Source organism: Paenibacillus sp. GCM10027626 (genome assembly GCF_042676285.1).
Classification (GTDB): domain Bacteria; phylum Bacillota; class Bacilli; order Paenibacillales; family Paenibacillaceae; genus Paenibacillus_Z.
The window spans coordinates 52796-67582 of the sequence record NZ_JBHTHC010000013.1; the positions used below are offsets into that span (position 1 = coordinate 52796).

Below are 14787 nucleotides of genomic sequence, written 5' to 3' on the forward strand. Positions count from 1 at the left end.
GTCTGATGGCGGAGGAACGGCTGCGCAATATTGGTATTTTTGCCCATGTGGATGCAGGCAAGACGACGACTACGGAGCAGATGCTGTTCAAAAGCGGGCAGCTTAGGGCACTGGGCAGCGTCGATAGCGGGACAGCGCAGACAGATTGGCTTGATGTCGAGCGCGAGCGCGGCATTTCTGTGCGGGCGGCCGTAACGCGGCTGGTATGGCGGGATGCTGCAATCAATCTGGTGGACACGCCAGGGCACGTCGATTTTTTGTCCGAGGTGGAGCGTTCGCTGCGCGTGCTGGATGGAGCTGTATTGATCGTATCGGCTGCCGAAGGGGTCCAGGCGCAGACGGAGGTTATCTGGCAAGCGCTGAGGGAACTGAACATTCCTACTTTAATCTACACTAATAAAATGGATCGGATAGGCGCCGATGCTGTAACCGTGCTGGCGCAAATTCGCCGCTTGCTGTCTGCACAGGCAGTGCCGATCAGCGCGCCTGACGGGCAAGAGGCCGCTTACCGCGGGGCGGCTGACTTGTTGAGCGGCGAGCCGAACGCTGCTTGGGCGGCAGAATTTGCCGAGCAGCTGATGGAAGCGCTGGCTGAGCTCGACGACGCGGCAATGGAGCGGTATTTGGAGCACGGGGTGCTGACAAGCGAGCAAATGCTACCGCTCGTTCAGCAAGGTACAGCAGCCTGCAAGCTGTTTCCTGTGCTGTTCGGGGCATCCGGCCGCGGCATCGGTGTGGAGGCTTTAATGGATGCGATTGTAAAGCTGCTTCCAGAGGCTGAAGGAGCTGCCGAGAAGGCGCTATCCGGCATTGTGTTCAAAATTGAGCGCGATCCGGCGATGGGACGCGTCGCATTCGTCCGCTTATATAACGGAATGCTGCGTAATCGCGACACCGTCTGGAATGCAACCGCTGAACTGGAGGAGAAGGTTACGCAAATCCGGCGAATACTGGGACAGAAGACCGAAGACATCGGCATCGTTCGCGCGGGCGATATTGCGGCAGTATATGGTCTGAACCAGGCGCGCATCGGCGATATCATCGGCTCTCCCGACGGTATTCCCGGCGGCAAGACGCTGGCGGTGCCTCTGCTGACTGTACAGGCGCATTGGCAAAATGCAGCCGAATATCCGGCTGTTGTGGCGGCGTTTCAAGAATTGGCCGATGAGGATCCGCTGCTCGATGTACAATGGCTTGCTGATGAACGGGAGCTGCATCTCAAGGTGATGGGGCCGATCCAGCTGGAAGTTTTGACTCGTCTAGTACAGACGCGCTACGGGCTGGAGGTCAGCTTCGGCAAGCCGTCCGTTATTTATAAGGAGACACCGGCGTCGGCGGGCGAGGGCTATATTGCTTATACGATGCCCAAGCCGTGCTGGGCTGTACTGCGCTTTCTCATTGAGCCCGGAGAGCCAGGCAGCGGTTTGCAATACCGGTCCGTTGTGAGACGGGAGGATCTGCTGGACAGCTATCAAAATGAGGTGGCGCGGCGCGTGCCTGAGGCGCTGCAGCAAGGCCTGAAAGGCTGGGAAGTAACGGATTTGCGCGTGACGCTAGTCGCGGGCGAGCATCATGTGTGGCATACCCATCCGCTCGATTTTGTTGTTGCCACTCCGATGGGAATTATGGATGGCCTAGCTAAAACGGGTACCAGGCTGCTGGAGCCGATGCTGCGGTTCAGACTTTCCGTCCCGGAGGAATTTAGCGGCAAATTAATGAATGAATTGTTGTTGATGCGCAGCGAGTTCGATGCTCCGCTTGTCGGGCAGGAGCGTGTCGAGATTGAAGGGCGCCTCCCTGTGGCGACCTCCCTGGACTTTCCGGCGCGGCTTGGGTCACTTACGAAAGGGAGAGGAACATTATCCGTCTTCTTCGACGGATATCAGGCTTGTCCTGCCGATGTCGAGGCGGAGCGGCAGCGCCGCGGTGTAGATCCCCGCGACCAGGCCAAATATATTTTGGCCGTGCGCAAAGCATTATCTAATGGTTAGGCGGCTCCGTCCACAGTTATGTCACAATGAAATGACAATTCTAGGGATTAAGGCCTGCTTCCATCGTTCGCGCTTGATGGATGCGATATAATACTGTCATCACGTTGGACGGGTGGGATTGCGCAGTGCAGCAGCAAATAGCAGACGGGCAGCAGACGCTAATGGAAGCAGCGGAATTGTTTGTGAGAACTTGTTACCATGAGTTGGGCAAATTACCTGGCGAGGCAGAGGCGCGTATCCGGGAGGTGCGCGAGTCTATCCTGCGCAGCGGCACATATGAGCATACGAGCGAGGAGCTCTCGCATGGCGCAAAAATGGCCTGGCGCAACAGCAATCGTTGTATCGGGCGGCTATTTTGGGAGACGCTTCATGTACTGGATGCCCGCAAGGCGGAGACGGAGGAAGAGATGGCAGAAGCGCTGTACCTCCATATCAATTATGCGAGTAATGGCGGTAAGATCCGGCCGGCCATAACGGTATTTCGGGCTGCTGACGAAGCGAGCGGCGGGCCGCGCATCTGGAACTATCAGCTGGTGCGCTATGCCGGATACGATACGCCGAACGGGGTCATTGGCGATCCCGACTCGCTCAAGCTGACCGCAATATGCCAGCGGCTTGGCTGGAGAGGAGTGGGGACGGCATTTGATGTGCTGCCGCTTGTACTGCAAAGCAGGGCCGGTCAGGCGCCTAAATGGTTTGAAATCGATGCGAAGCTTGTGCTGGAGGTGCCGATCACCCATCCGGAGTATGAACGGTTTTCCGAGCTGGGTCTAAAATGGTATGCCGTGCCGATGGTGTCCAATATGCGCCTGGAAATTGGCGGAATCAGTTATCCGGCTGCTCCTTTCAACGGCTGGTATATGGGAACCGAAATCGGTGCACGCAATTTTGCCGACGATTTTCGCTACAACCAGCTGCCGCAGGTCGCGGCAATTATGGGGCTCGATACAAGCCGCGATGCCAGCCTGTGGCGGGACCGGGCTTTGGTTGAGCTGAACATTGCCGTACTGCATTCGTTCCGGCAAAGCGGTGTGACGATCGTCGATCATCATACCGCAGCGAGACAATTTGCCAGCTTTGAAGAACGGGAGCGGCGCGCGGAGCGGGAGACGACCGGCGATTGGACATGGCTGATCCCGCCCGTCTCGCCGGCTGCCACTCACATTTTTCACCGCTCGTATCCGAACCGGATAGAGACGCCGAATTATTTTTATCAGAAGGACCCTTATTAAGCTTTGGCGCGGATCGCGATGATCTTAGTATTGTATAAACGGGCATTAACTTCGTTCATGTTAGCAGCGCCTCCTTTCCTTCTATAATGAGAGCAAGCAAAGTTCGCGTCATTATGCGGCAGCTGCCGCAATGGGGCGGACCCGGCCATTGAATACTTGTTACCCGGGAGGAATCGAGATGGGCAATATGCAGCAGGCGCCAATAATGTTGACAGATGAGCAGATGAGAACGTTTATTACGGAAGGCTTCCTTATTTTGCAAACGGATTTTCCGGCGGCATTTCATGAACAGCTTGTATCGCAGTTAAATCATGTATATGAGGAAGAGGGGAATCCCGGCAACAATTTGCTGCCGCGCATTCGCGAACTACAGAAGGTGTTCGAGCATCCGGCAATTACCGGCGCGCTGACAAGCGTGCTGGGCGAGGACTATATGCTGCATGCGCACCGCCACGGTCATTTCAACGCCAGTCCAGTTGCGGGCGGCTGGCATAAGGACAGCTATTGGGGATATAACCGCATGCGCAATCACCATCCATGGTGGGCGATGATTATGTATTTCCCTCAGGATACTCCGCTTGAGCTTGGGCCGACAGGCGTTATGCCAGGCACGCAAAATTATGAGAAACGCCAATTTGAGCAGGATGATACGCCGGATGAGGCTACTGCAGCGGGCAAGGCGGGCACCTTCGCGCTGATCCATTACGATATATGGCATCGGTCTACAGCGAATGTAGCCGGGCGCGAGCGCTATATGCTGAAATTTGAATTTATGCGGACAAAAGCGCCTGTGGCGCCTTCATGGGATAACCAGACTCTTGAATGGAAAAGACCGGCAGCCACTCGCCGCTTGATCTGCGAGCATGACTTGATGTGGAAGGATACATGGGACTGGTTATGCGGGAAAATCGGTTCTCTGGCGGCAAATGGCGGAGCAGCTTCAGCTTCAGCCAATGCTGCCGAACTGAGCAGCGCGCTGCAAAATACGGACACAGCGGAGCCGGATGCGCTAAATGCTGCTTACGCATTGGCGGCGGCGGGCGAAGCTGGCATTGAGGCGCTGCTGCAAGCGCTGCATCATGAGCAGCGGGCGGTGTCGCGGATGGCCGCATACGGCTTGTCGGCCGCAGGAGGGGCAGCCTTGCCTGGTCTAATGGCCGCATTGGCAGCTGGGCGAAGCGATGTGGCGATGCATGCTGTGTTTGCTCTCGGCGAGCTTCGCGGGGAAGCAAGCGGGGCTGTGCCTGCCTTGAGTGCTTTGCTTACGAGCGCTGAGCCTGCCGTTCGCCGAACAATCGTTGATGCGCTCGGCATGATCGGCGCGCCTGCCAAAGAGGTGACCGCAGCACTGGTACAATGCTTGCAGGATGAGGATGTGCAGGTACGCTTCATGGCCGGGCTGGCGCTTGCCCGCGTAGGAGCGGCTGCTGCTGATGCTGTACCTGCGCTCATTAATGCTCTTGATGACGATAATCGCTATGTGCGCGCACATTCGCTGGAGGCTCTGCGCTATATCGGGACAGAGGAAGCCAAAGAAGCGCTGATAGCTGATCTGTTCCGTACTCGCTGGTGTTCCAGCACGACCAAAGAAAGCACGTTTTACCCTTGATTCGGCTAACTAAAAGATCGTCCGGCCGGGCATTGCCGCCCCGCTCGGGCGATCTTTTTTATTGTCAGGCTGGTATGGAAGAGAGTCAAAGTCGGCAAATTATGATAGGATAGGATGAGTAAAATTCAGAAGCGGATTTCCATGGATTCGATTCAGAATGACGATTTTGTCTATATACGGATGAGGTGGCAGTTATGGCAGGTTTTACAGAGTTAGGAATTTCACCGGGTCGGGTATCGGCGCTCCATCAAGGAGGCATTCATGAGGCGACACCGATTCAGGAGGGAGCGATCCCCCAAATATTAAAAGGCCGCGATGTCGTGTGCCAGGCACAGACCGGAACGGGAAAGACGCTGGCCTTTTTGCTTCCGATGCTGGAGATGCTTAATCCAGCGAAACAGAAGCTGCAAGGGCTGATTCTTACGCCGACGAGAGAGCTGGCCTTGCAAATTACCGCCGAGCTGAAGCGTTGGCTTGCTTCCTCGGGCGAGTTTCGCGTACTGGCGGTATATGGCGGGCAGGATGTCGAAGCCCAGATGAGAAAGCTTGAAAATGGCGTACATATTGCCGTGGCGACGCCGGGCAGATTGCTCGACCATATGCGCCGCGGAACGCTGAGCCTCGGTTCGGTGACGATGCTTGTACTGGATGAGGCCGACCAGATGCTCCATATGGGCTTTTTGAATGAAGTGGCAGAAATATTGGAGCAAGTTCCGGCAAGACGGCAAACGATGCTCTTCTCGGCTACGATGCCGCAAGGTGTTCGGGCACTGGCTGCCCAGTTCATGAAGGAGCCGCACGACATTACGGTGCGTGCCCCGCAGGTGACCGTCAAAGGAATTCGCCAGCTCGTGATCGAGACGACAGACCGGGGGAAGCAGGCGGCGCTGCGCCAGCAAATTGATGCGCATAATCCGTACCTGGCCATGATTTTCTGCCGGACGAAACGCCGTGCAAGCACGCTGAACGAAGCGCTGCAGGAAATGGGCTACGCCAGCGACGAGCTGCACGGCGATTTGTCGCAAGCGAAGCGGGAGCAGGTCATGAAGCGGTTCCGCGATGCGAAGCTGCAGCTGCTGGTGGCGACGGATGTAGCGGCCCGGGGGCTTGATGTGGAAGGCGTTACGCATGTGTACAACTATGATATCCCGCATGATGTAGAAAGCTATATTCACCGTATCGGCAGAACCGGCCGCGCAGGCAGCGACGGTCTGGCGGTTACATTCGTCGCGCCGCGCGACCGCAATTTGATCGATATGATCGAGCGGGGCATCGGGATGACGATGGAGCGCAAACGTGCGGACGGCTCCGCTGCCGGACAGCAAGCGCGCCCTGAGCGCGATGAAGGGCGCAGGGAACGCGCAGAAGCCGGAGTCAGCGCGGGCAGGTCTGCTGCCGGCAGGAGCAGTGCCGGCGGCCGCGGCCGCGGCGGACAGCGCCAGCGTCCGGAGGCGGGGGCTCGCCCGGCACGGGGGAGACAAGGTGCAGAGACGGAGGCTCGCCCGGCACGGGGGAGACAAGGTGCGGAGACGGAGGCTCGCCCGGCACGGGGGAGACAAGGTGCGGAGACGGAGGCTCGCCCGGCACGGGGGAGACAAGGTGCGGCAGGCGGCAGCCAAGCGCGTGCGGCGAAAACGCGCGGACAGCAGCAGGAAGCCCAGTGGGGCCGTGGCGAACGTCCTGCGCGTTATGGCGATAATCCCGGTCGCGAACGCGGCCGCGGGCGTGATTCGGGCAAAAAAGGCGGCAACGCAAGGTCAAGACGTACAAGAGGCTAGCTCTCGAAGCGCAAGCGGCACCGGACTGCACTGCCTGCAGTCCAGTACCGCGGCCTGCCCGGATACTTTGCCGGCTAAATGGATTTTCTACAGGTAATTTCCGTTTTTTTGCTCTAGATAGCCGACTAAATGGAAAATCTGCAGTTAGAACTGGGGGGATAGGGGGATAGCGATGGTTATGCCCGATTTGGTCAGATCTAGCTGAATAATATCCATTTAGAATGCCAAAATCATCTGTTTTGGCTTATTTACCTGCATAAAATCCAGTTAGTTAGCGCTGGCCCTTTGTTTGCTATCCGGCATGCGCCTTTCAGAAGCGGTTTGTTTGCAATATGAGGCTGTCGATTCATCGTGGACATCTGTAAGCGCGGGCGAAGCGGGCATGAGCGGACCGTAGATCGGTTATCTGTGAACAAAGTGGCTAATGGGTGTGCTTGCGGACCGTGGTTCCGTTATTTGCCTCAAAACGGCGCAAAAACCCGGCAAAATCGTTCATATCAACGGATCGTGTGTCCGCGAAACTTCAAATGAGCCGGGTTTGGACAAAATAGCGGATCGTAGGTCCGCAGGACCTCCAGTTGCCCGCTACTGCGGCAGAAAATCGTTGTGCGCAGAAAATCGACAGCCTCAATATGACCGTTACATCGGCGGTTATAAGATTTGCTTTTTTTTGACATCATACAAAGAGGAGGGCATAATAGTTCATGTAGCTCAAATTATGCCCACAGCAGAAGAACTGGCATTAGTTGTCCCAGCTCTGACACCAGTCTGCCGCCTACTATATTTTTAAGGTAGTCACGGAGGTGTGGAAATGTCTTTATCAGCGGCGAGCCGTTTGGTAACTACAAGACCATTCATATTTTTTACTGTTGTTTTGTTGATTAAAAGTTACATCGCTTGGTTAGTCACCTTTGATACGGTACCGACTTGGCAGCCGTTCGTTACTGAGATGCCGTTTATGTGGCTCGCGTTTTGCCTGATTGAGTGCTTTGCCGGCAAGCGCCGCCTGCTCCTTTATAATGCAGTTAATTTGCTGTTCACTAGCGTGTTTTTTGCTGTCATCATGTATTACAAATACTTTGGCATCATCGTAACTTACCACGCGCTGGAGCAGGTCAACCAAGTAACAGCGGTGAAAAATAGTGTATTTTCATTGCTCGATCCATATTTTCTGTTTATATTTACTGATATTCTCATTTTTATGGCATGGTCATTCCGCAGTAAATATAAGGAAATCCGTGCGAATTTCAAACCTAGGCAAGAAAGACGGACGGCGGTCGTTGTATTGTTTACCATTTCATTTGCGGTATGCTTGATGAATATTTGGCCGAACCGAGCCAGCATGAATGAAATCAAGCAGGCGTCAGAGATGGGAATATTGAATTATGAGGCGTACACGATATTCAATCGTGAGAAGCCTGAGCCGGTTAATCCAGAGCAAATTACAGAAAAAGCGATTATGGCCATCAAAGGGATTCAAAAACCTGCGACACCAGCGTTGTGGAAGGCTGCACAGGGCAAAAATCTCATTGTTATTCAGCTGGAATCTTTTCAGAACTTTTTGCTCGGGCTGGAAATTGACGGGCAGGAAGTGACGCCGAATATGAACCGGCTCATGAAAGAACATTTTTATTTCCCGAACTTTTATCAGCAGGTCGGTCAAGGGAATACGTCCGATGCTGAATTTGTCGTAAATACATCGTTTTATATTCCGCCGCGCGGCGCGGCGACGATGGCTTATGCGGGCAAGGTATTGCCGAGCATGCCAAGAACGTTCCAGCAGCATGGTTATGATACGGCCACCTTCCATACGAATATGGTGGAGTTTTGGAATCGCGGCGAGCTGTACAAGGGGCTTGGATTTGACCGTTATTACGATCAGGCTTTTTTCGGCAATGAAGATACAGTCTTTTTCGGCCCTTCGGATGAGGTGCTCTACCGCAAAACAGCCGAGGAGCTGGATCGCATGCAGCAGGCGGGCAAGCCATTTTACGCCCATGTTATTTCAATGACTGCGCATCACCCTTTCTCCACGCCAAAGGAAAAGGACCGCATTACACTGCCTGAACGTTATCAGGACACTCTTGTCGGCGATTATTTGCGGGCGCAAAGCTATGCTGATGCGGCATTGGGCGGTTTTATCAGCGATTTGCAGGCCAGAGGGTTGTGGGATAACAGTCTGATCGTCATTTATGGCGACCATCTCGGTCTGCCTATGTATTCCTTGAATAGTGCAGAAGAGCAGTTGATGAAAGAGATCTACGGGAGAGACTACAGCTATACAGATATGATTAACATCCCGTTAATTATCGCCTCGGCGGGCATTACTAAGCCGGCTGTCTATGAACAAATTGGCGGTCAAGTGGATCTGTTTCCGACGATTGCCAATCTTCTCGGGATATCGCTGGATAACCAAATTTATTTTGGACAGGATCTGTTTAACCAAAATTATAATATTTTGCCTCAGCGTTATTATTTGCCGACCGGGTCGTTCCTCAGCTCGGAATCGCTTTTTATGCCCGGCAACGGCTTCGAGGATGGGACGGAATATCCGCTTGCTGACCCATTGGCGGGCGAGAAGGGAACCGGTCATTTGGCGACAGAGGACGAATACAATCGGGCGCTGCAGCTGCTTCACTATTCGGACAGCTATGTTATTCAGTTGCCTGACCGGGAAGCGAAATCAGCAGCAGAGTAAATATGAGGATTGCGGCCAGATGAGAGCAAGCGGAGTCTGGTCTTTTTTTAAATATAAGAAAGTATAAGTTTCACCTTATACACAGCTTATATTTCAAAGGGAAGAAACTTGCCTCGCGCCAAGGACGGCGTCAGCCGTTTCTTCTTGCTCGAAAAATTAGGTGTGGAGGCGATTGGTGTGCGGCTGCATAAAGGTGAGGTGCTGTTTCGTCAGGGAGAGAGCGGACCCTTATTTCGTGTTGAGCAGGGGCTGCTGAAGGTAGTTCGCATTCATGAAGATGGCAGTCAATTCATTTTCAATATTATAACACCTGGCGAAGTTATTCCTCATCACTCCTTAATTACACCAAAAGAGTATCATGGTACGGCGATTGCCTTAACGACTTGTGAAGTGTCGATTATTCCTGCGTCGGAATGGTATGCGGAGCTGGAGCAAACAGCGGACAATTACCGCAGAGCGGCAAGCTTGCTGCAGTCTAAGCTGCGTATGATGCAGCAGCGGATTGACCAATTAACGGCCATTGAACCTCGCGAGCGGCTGCAGCGGCTTGAGCAGTGGTTTCGAAGCTATATAACAGATATCCCGTTCACGGAGCTGCTGACACAGGAGGAGATCGGTCAATTTCTTGGCTTGCGCCGCGAGACGGTGAATCGGTTATTGCGGGCAAGAGCGGCTAAAGATGACGCGAAGGGTTAACGTAAGCCATCTATCTCCTTCGAGCCTCCCTACCGGAACACACTGACTCCAACTATTGCTGCAGCCATCAAAACCATTACTACAACAAAACCGTATCCAAAAATCCTCACAGGGCGCGGCATAGAATTTAAATCAGCTTTCTTTATCGAGCCTCCTCCCTCAATTTGTTGGATTGCGCGCAGATTTTCATCTGTATAATATTCATCCCGGTACAGAATTGCTTGCTCTGCTGGTTGCGTCTCATGAATGGCTCCCTTGTCTTTCATAGCTAACTCCCCCTTACTAGGATATGGGATAAAATTCCATTAGTTCCATATTAACTAAAGAGCCGCCCTCATTCAAGAGAGGACGGCTCGTTGTGTTTGCACAACTTCCTTACTCCAACTTGCCGGCAGGTCCGAAAAATTCATAATGAATTTGTTCAGCCGGTACCCCCAGCTTGCCTAGATCATTATAAATCTGTTTCATAAAGGGAACCGGGCCGCAGCAGTAGTAGCTCGCTTCATAAGGAGCGGCTGGAATGACAGTTTGCAGCCATGGCAGATCGATACGGCCTTCCTTGCTAAAATTCGCGCTTCGCTTATCTTCAACAGTAGGGCGCTGATAGCAAAAATGAACGGTTAGTTGCGCATTGTTCTCGGCCAAGGCGACCATATCTTCCCGCATAGCTTGTGTTTGCCCGTCAAGTGCTGCATGAATGAATGTGACTTTGCGTTCCGGCTCTGTTTGCTGCAAATGCAAGAGCATGCTCATCAGAGGCGTAATGCCAACACCGCCGCTTATGAAGACGAGAGGCCGGGACAATTCTGGTTTGGCGATACGGCCAAGTGTAAAATCCCCTGCAGGAGCAGAGAGCAGCAGACGGTCACCTTCTGCAAGCTGCTGGTGCAAATAATTAGACACGATGCCGGCCGGTTTGTCCTTTGCGGCATCCTCGCGTTTCACCGAAATTCTGTAATAGGGCTTACCTGGCGCATCTGACAAGCTGTACTGGCGGATATGCGTATTTACTTCACCAGGAATGGACAGTTTGACACTAATATATTGTCCAGGCTCGAAGACAGCTATTGCTTTACCGTCCTCCGGCTGCAAATAGAAGGAGGTAATGACGGAGCTTTCCGGCACCTTCTTGGCAATGATAAATGGCCGGAATTCTTCCCATCCGCCTTGCTGCCGCTCCGCTGCTGCATACATATCTGCTTCAACGCCGATGAAAGCATCTGCGATCACGCCATAAGCCTCAGCCCATGCGGCTAATACCTCTTCTGTAGCTGCTTCGCCCAATACGTCTTTGATAGCTGCCAGCAGATGATGTCCGACAATCGGATAATGCTCCGGTTTTACGCCAAGGCTGCGATGCTTGTGGGCAATTTGTTTGACAACAGGCAAAATTTGTTCCAGCCGGTCGATATGAACAGCAGCGGCATATACAGCGTTAGCTAATGCAGCTTGCTGCCGTCCTTGCTTTTGGTTGGCATGGTTGAAAATATTTAATAGTTCGGGATGAGCGGCGAACATTTGCTCATAAAAGCGTTTTGTAATGGCTTCGCCATGAGTTTCTAATAAAGGTACTGTGGAACGGATAATATCAATAGCAGCAGTCGCTAACATACGAATCGCCTTCCTTTTCCGGTTAAAGTAATGCTTTAAGTGTAAAGGTTGCTTCATGCAGAACATGTGATTACAATCACAGGAAAAAGGAAGCCTTTGTGAACAACGGCAAAAAACCCACCGCGAAAGCCGAAAGACTGACGATGGGTGTGCTGCTGGATTATCGTGAACAAAATTAAAGCGCCGGAGGTGTAAAGGAACGCTGCGCAAACTCGTTATCCAGCATGAAAAATGCATTGCTGTCTTGATCGATTCGCTTCAGCTTGTTAATGATGCTGTCGAAAAGCGCTTCTTCTTCGACTTGTTCATCAATAAACCATTTCAAAAATTGAATGGTTGCATGCTCGCGGTCATTCAAGGCAAGATCGGATAAATCATAAATCCGGCGGGTAACCAGCTTCTCATGCTCGAAAGCGTGCTCGAACGCGTCAAGTACCGATCTATATTCGTTCAGGGGGTTGTCCATGCCGCTGATCGTGACGCGATGGCCGCGGTCGTTCAAATATTTATAAATTTTCATGGCATGAAAGCGTTCCTCTTCAGCTTGTACAATGAAGAAGTTGGCAAAGCCGTCCAGGCTTTCTCCGGAGCAGTAAGCAGCCATGGCCAAATAAACCTGAGCCGAATAAAATTCAAAATTAAGCTGGTCGTTAAGTGCCTTGCTAAGCTGTTCGTTCATAGGGGCACGCACCTTTCCATATAATAACTTCTGTTCGGATAGTGTAACATAAATACGTGTGCTCGTCTTGTTATTGTGCATCGAATGAACGGCATTAGTCACTCATAATAATGGTACTTGGTGTTATGACATGATAAGCTTAGATGATCGTTGGATTTTGGAGGAGAGATTGCATATGAATGGCCAGCAGCGTTCGGCTATTAGTCCGGGCATGACAGTCGATATTGTATTAAAGCAGGATCAACGGACTGGAAAATTAACGCGGGGAATCGTCAAGGAGCTGTTGACGAAGTCTCCGCAGCATCCGCATGGCATTAAAGTGCGGCTTTCGAGCGGAGCGGTCGGGCGGGTAAAGCATATTGTACCGGCCTCCGAAACGAATGATCAAAGCTTTGAATAAAATGAGGCTGAAAGAGAAATAGTACCCCTTGAATGACTTTAAAGGGGAGTGTATGAAAAAAATGCCGATCCGTAATTTCTTTCGGAAAGCTTTGGCCATCGCCTTATGTGTTGGACTGATGGCAGGTGCAGGCATAATCCGTGCGGAAGCCAGCGGTGCGAAGCCTTACCATTTTGGATTCAAAAAAAGCAAGAACGGTCAGCTGCCTTCTATAGCCGAAGAGGGATTTATGAATATTGTGCAAAAGCATGGCGGCATTTTTCTAGGGGATACCAAAACCAAAGAGCTGTATTTAACCTTCGATAATGGCTATGAGAACGGGTATACTGCTCCTATTTTGGATGTACTGAAAAGCAAGCAGGTTCCGGCGGCATTTTTTATTACTGGTCATTATGTGAAGGACCAGCCGGAGCTCGTCAAACGAATGACAGCCGAAGGCCACATCGTTGGCAATCATTCATGGAGCCATCCTGACATGACGACTCTGTCAGCCGAGCAGATTCAATCGGAGCTGAACCGCGTCAAGCTGGCTGTGCAAGAAGTTACCGGGCAATCGACGATGCATTACTTGCGCCCGCCGCGCGGTATTTTCAGTGAGCGTTCGTTGGAGGTGAGCCGTCAGGCCGGCTATATTAGCGTGTTCTGGTCTATAGCCTACAAAGACTGGGATGTAAACGCGCAGCGTGGAGCACAGCATGCTTATAATAATGTGATGGCACAGCTTCATCCGGGAGCTGTACTGCTGCTACATTCTGTATCAAAGGATAATGCGGAGGCGTTGGCGCGAATTATTGATGATGCCCGTGCCAAAGGATATACGTTTAAAAGCCTGGATGAGATGAAAACAAAGGAATACCGCTAATACTGAAATGGGCTCGCCTGAAGGTTTCGTGGATAAACCCGGGCGGGCCGTTTTGCATTTTCCCTTATCTTGCATCACGTAAGTACATACAGTACGATAGAAGAAATAGCAGGCCAATAAAAGAGGTGATTCTCGTCCCCATGAGTGCGGTGCCTAATTTTCAACTGTCCCACCTTGCTTCGCTGTTCATTTCGATAGCGGTTGGGGCTGCAATCGTATTTTTGCGGCTGCGCGCGGCCAACCGCCCGACGACGTTGCGCAAAATCATGATTCCGCCGGTTGCCATGTCCAGCGGCTTTCTAATGTTTGCAGCACCGCAAACACATGTGCCTTGGCTTTGGGCACTGGCTGCTTTTGCCGCAGGTGCGTTATTTTTTGCTTACCCGCTCATACGAACGTCTAAACTGGAGTTAAGAGACGGGCAAATTATTTTGATACGCTCCAAAATGTTTATTGTTTTACTATTATCGTTGCTGATTATTCGGCTCGTACTTCATGATGTATTGGAAGCGTATATAACGATTCCGCAGACTGCAGCTCTTTTTTTCATCCTTGCTTTCGGCATGATTCTGGTTTGGCGGTTAACGATGGTGCGCAAGTTTTTGCGGTTGCAGCAGACTGCGAAGACAGAGCGGCAATAATAATCCGGGAGGGAATAAGAAGATGACGACAGTATATGATTTTCAAGCGGAGACGATTGGCGGCGAGCTGCAATCCTTGTCTGCATACAAAGGGAAAGTACTGCTGATTGTGAATACGGCCAGCAAATGCGGCTTCACGAGACAGTACGCCGATCTGCAGCAGCTGTACGAGCAATATAAGGACAAGGGGCTGGAGATTCTCGGCTTTCCCTGCAATCAATTTGGCGGGCAGGAGCCTGGGAGCAACGAGGAAGTAGAGCAGTTCTGTCAAGTCAATTATGGGGTAAGCTTCCCGCTGTTTGCCAAGATAGATGTCAGAGATGAAGGGGCGCATCCGCTCTTCCAATATTTGACCGAGGCTGGGCCGTTCAAAGGATTTGATACAACGACACCGGGCGGACAACGGATGGATAGCTTTTTGCGGGAAAAAATGCCGGAATGGATGCAGGATAATTCGATTAAATGGAATTTTACTAAGTTTCTCGTTGACCGGAGCGGTCATGTGGCGGGAAGATTCGAATCTGTCGTGGAGATTGCCGATCTGAAGGAAGCGGCCCGGCAATTGCTGTAGCAGCGATCAATTGATGTTT

At 52.2% G+C, this 14787-nt stretch carries 13 protein-coding genes; 10 read left to right on the forward strand and 3 right to left on the reverse strand.

Annotated elements, in window-relative coordinates:
* Positions 1–5: 5 nt before the first annotated feature.
* The 6 genes from ACFQ0N_RS23195 to ACFQ0N_RS23220 all read left to right on the forward strand — a co-directional run bounded on the left by ACFQ0N_RS23195 (position 6) and on the right by ACFQ0N_RS23220 (position 10004).
* Positions 6–1991, forward strand: a complete 1986-nt coding sequence (locus ACFQ0N_RS23195) for a GTP-binding protein (protein WP_379330709.1) — start codon at positions 6–8, stop codon at positions 1989–1991.
* A gap of 161 nt (positions 1992–2152) precedes the next feature.
* Complete coding sequence (locus ACFQ0N_RS23200; protein ID WP_379331046.1) at positions 2153–3223, forward strand: nitric oxide synthase oxygenase; 1071 nt, start codon at positions 2153–2155, stop codon at positions 3221–3223.
* A 178-nt stretch (positions 3224–3401) separates the two neighbouring features.
* On the forward strand, positions 3402–4832 hold the full coding sequence (locus ACFQ0N_RS23205) for a HEAT repeat domain-containing protein (protein ID WP_379330711.1): 1431 nt from the start codon (positions 3402–3404) through the stop codon (positions 4830–4832).
* A gap of 194 nt (positions 4833–5026) precedes the next feature.
* Entirely contained in the window at positions 5027–6610 is a 1584-nt protein-coding gene (locus ACFQ0N_RS23210) for a DEAD/DEAH box helicase (protein WP_379330713.1), read from the forward strand.
* Between the two features lie 811 nt (positions 6611–7421).
* Positions 7422–9308, forward strand: a complete 1887-nt coding sequence (locus ACFQ0N_RS23215) for an LTA synthase family protein (RefSeq protein WP_379330715.1) — start codon at positions 7422–7424, stop codon at positions 9306–9308.
* Positions 9309–9485: 177 nt separating this feature from the next.
* Entirely contained in the window at positions 9486–10004 is a 519-nt protein-coding gene (locus ACFQ0N_RS23220) for a Crp/Fnr family transcriptional regulator (RefSeq protein ID WP_379331048.1), read from the forward strand.
* Positions 10005–10033: 29 nt separating this feature from the next.
* On the opposite strand, the gene ACFQ0N_RS23225 is transcribed toward ACFQ0N_RS23220, so the two are convergent.
* The 3 genes from ACFQ0N_RS23225 to ACFQ0N_RS23235 form a co-directional block, all read right to left on the reverse strand.
* Positions 10034–10270 carry a hypothetical protein gene (locus tag ACFQ0N_RS23225; protein WP_379330717.1) on the reverse strand — a complete coding sequence of 79 codons (237 nt, stop codon included), beginning with the start codon at positions 10268–10270 and terminating at the stop codon, positions 10034–10036.
* Between the two features lie 109 nt (positions 10271–10379).
* Positions 10380–11615, reverse strand: coding sequence for an NO-inducible flavohemoprotein (gene hmpA, locus ACFQ0N_RS23230; protein WP_379330719.1), 1236 nt, complete (start codon positions 11613–11615; stop codon positions 10380–10382).
* Positions 11616–11790: 175 nt separating this feature from the next.
* Positions 11791–12294, reverse strand: coding sequence for a ferritin (locus ACFQ0N_RS23235; protein WP_379330721.1), 504 nt, complete (start codon positions 12292–12294; stop codon positions 11791–11793).
* A 175-nt stretch (positions 12295–12469) separates the two neighbouring features.
* Here ACFQ0N_RS23235 and ACFQ0N_RS23240 point away from each other — a divergent pair, with 175 nt between their 5' ends.
* From ACFQ0N_RS23240 to ACFQ0N_RS23255, 4 genes are all read left to right on the forward strand, one after another.
* A complete protein-coding gene (locus tag ACFQ0N_RS23240) occupies positions 12470–12694 on the forward strand; it encodes a YwbE family protein (RefSeq protein ID WP_379330723.1) in 225 nt (74 codons plus the stop codon).
* Positions 12695–12755: 61 nt separating this feature from the next.
* Positions 12756–13556, forward strand: coding sequence for a delta-lactam-biosynthetic de-N-acetylase (gene pdaA / locus ACFQ0N_RS23245; RefSeq protein WP_379331050.1), 801 nt, complete (start codon positions 12756–12758; stop codon positions 13554–13556).
* A 140-nt stretch (positions 13557–13696) separates the two neighbouring features.
* The gene (locus tag ACFQ0N_RS23250) at positions 13697–14197 is read left to right on the forward strand and encodes a CcdC family protein (RefSeq protein ID WP_379330725.1); all 501 of its coding nucleotides are present in this window, start codon (positions 13697–13699) and stop codon (positions 14195–14197) included.
* Between the two features lie 22 nt (positions 14198–14219).
* Complete coding sequence (locus ACFQ0N_RS23255; RefSeq protein ID WP_379330727.1) at positions 14220–14768, forward strand: glutathione peroxidase; 549 nt, start codon at positions 14220–14222, stop codon at positions 14766–14768.
* Positions 14769–14787 lie beyond the last annotated feature (19 nt).

What these genes read in the sequence shown, in the direction of transcription:
- pdaA (WP_379331050.1), top strand. Translation starts at nt 12,756, where the DNA reads ATGCCGATCCGTAATTTCTTTCGGAAAGCTTTGGCCATCGCCTTATGT.
- ACFQ0N_RS23240 (WP_379330723.1), top strand. Translation starts at nt 12,470, where the DNA reads ATGAATGGCCAGCAGCGTTCGGCTATTAGTCCGGGCATGACAGTCGAT.
- ACFQ0N_RS23210 (WP_379330713.1), top strand. Translation starts at nt 5,027, where the DNA reads ATGGCAGGTTTTACAGAGTTAGGAATTTCACCGGGTCGGGTATCGGCG.
- ACFQ0N_RS23235 (WP_379330721.1), bottom strand. Translation starts at nt 12,294, where the DNA reads ATGAACGAACAGCTTAGCAAGGCACTTAACGACCAGCTTAATTTTGAA.
- ACFQ0N_RS23215 (WP_379330715.1), top strand. Translation starts at nt 7,422, where the DNA reads ATGTCTTTATCAGCGGCGAGCCGTTTGGTAACTACAAGACCATTCATA.
- ACFQ0N_RS23250 (WP_379330725.1), top strand. Translation starts at nt 13,697, where the DNA reads ATGAGTGCGGTGCCTAATTTTCAACTGTCCCACCTTGCTTCGCTGTTC.
- ACFQ0N_RS23205 (WP_379330711.1), top strand. Translation starts at nt 3,402, where the DNA reads ATGGGCAATATGCAGCAGGCGCCAATAATGTTGACAGATGAGCAGATG.
- ACFQ0N_RS23255 (WP_379330727.1), top strand. Translation starts at nt 14,220, where the DNA reads ATGACGACAGTATATGATTTTCAAGCGGAGACGATTGGCGGCGAGCTG.
- hmpA (WP_379330719.1), bottom strand. Translation starts at nt 11,615, where the DNA reads ATGTTAGCGACTGCTGCTATTGATATTATCCGTTCCACAGTACCTTTA.
- ACFQ0N_RS23225 (WP_379330717.1), bottom strand. Translation starts at nt 10,270, where the DNA reads ATGAAAGACAAGGGAGCCATTCATGAGACGCAACCAGCAGAGCAAGCA.
- ACFQ0N_RS23195 (WP_379330709.1), top strand. Translation starts at nt 6, where the DNA reads ATGGCGGAGGAACGGCTGCGCAATATTGGTATTTTTGCCCATGTGGAT.
- ACFQ0N_RS23200 (WP_379331046.1), top strand. Translation starts at nt 2,153, where the DNA reads ATGGAAGCAGCGGAATTGTTTGTGAGAACTTGTTACCATGAGTTGGGC.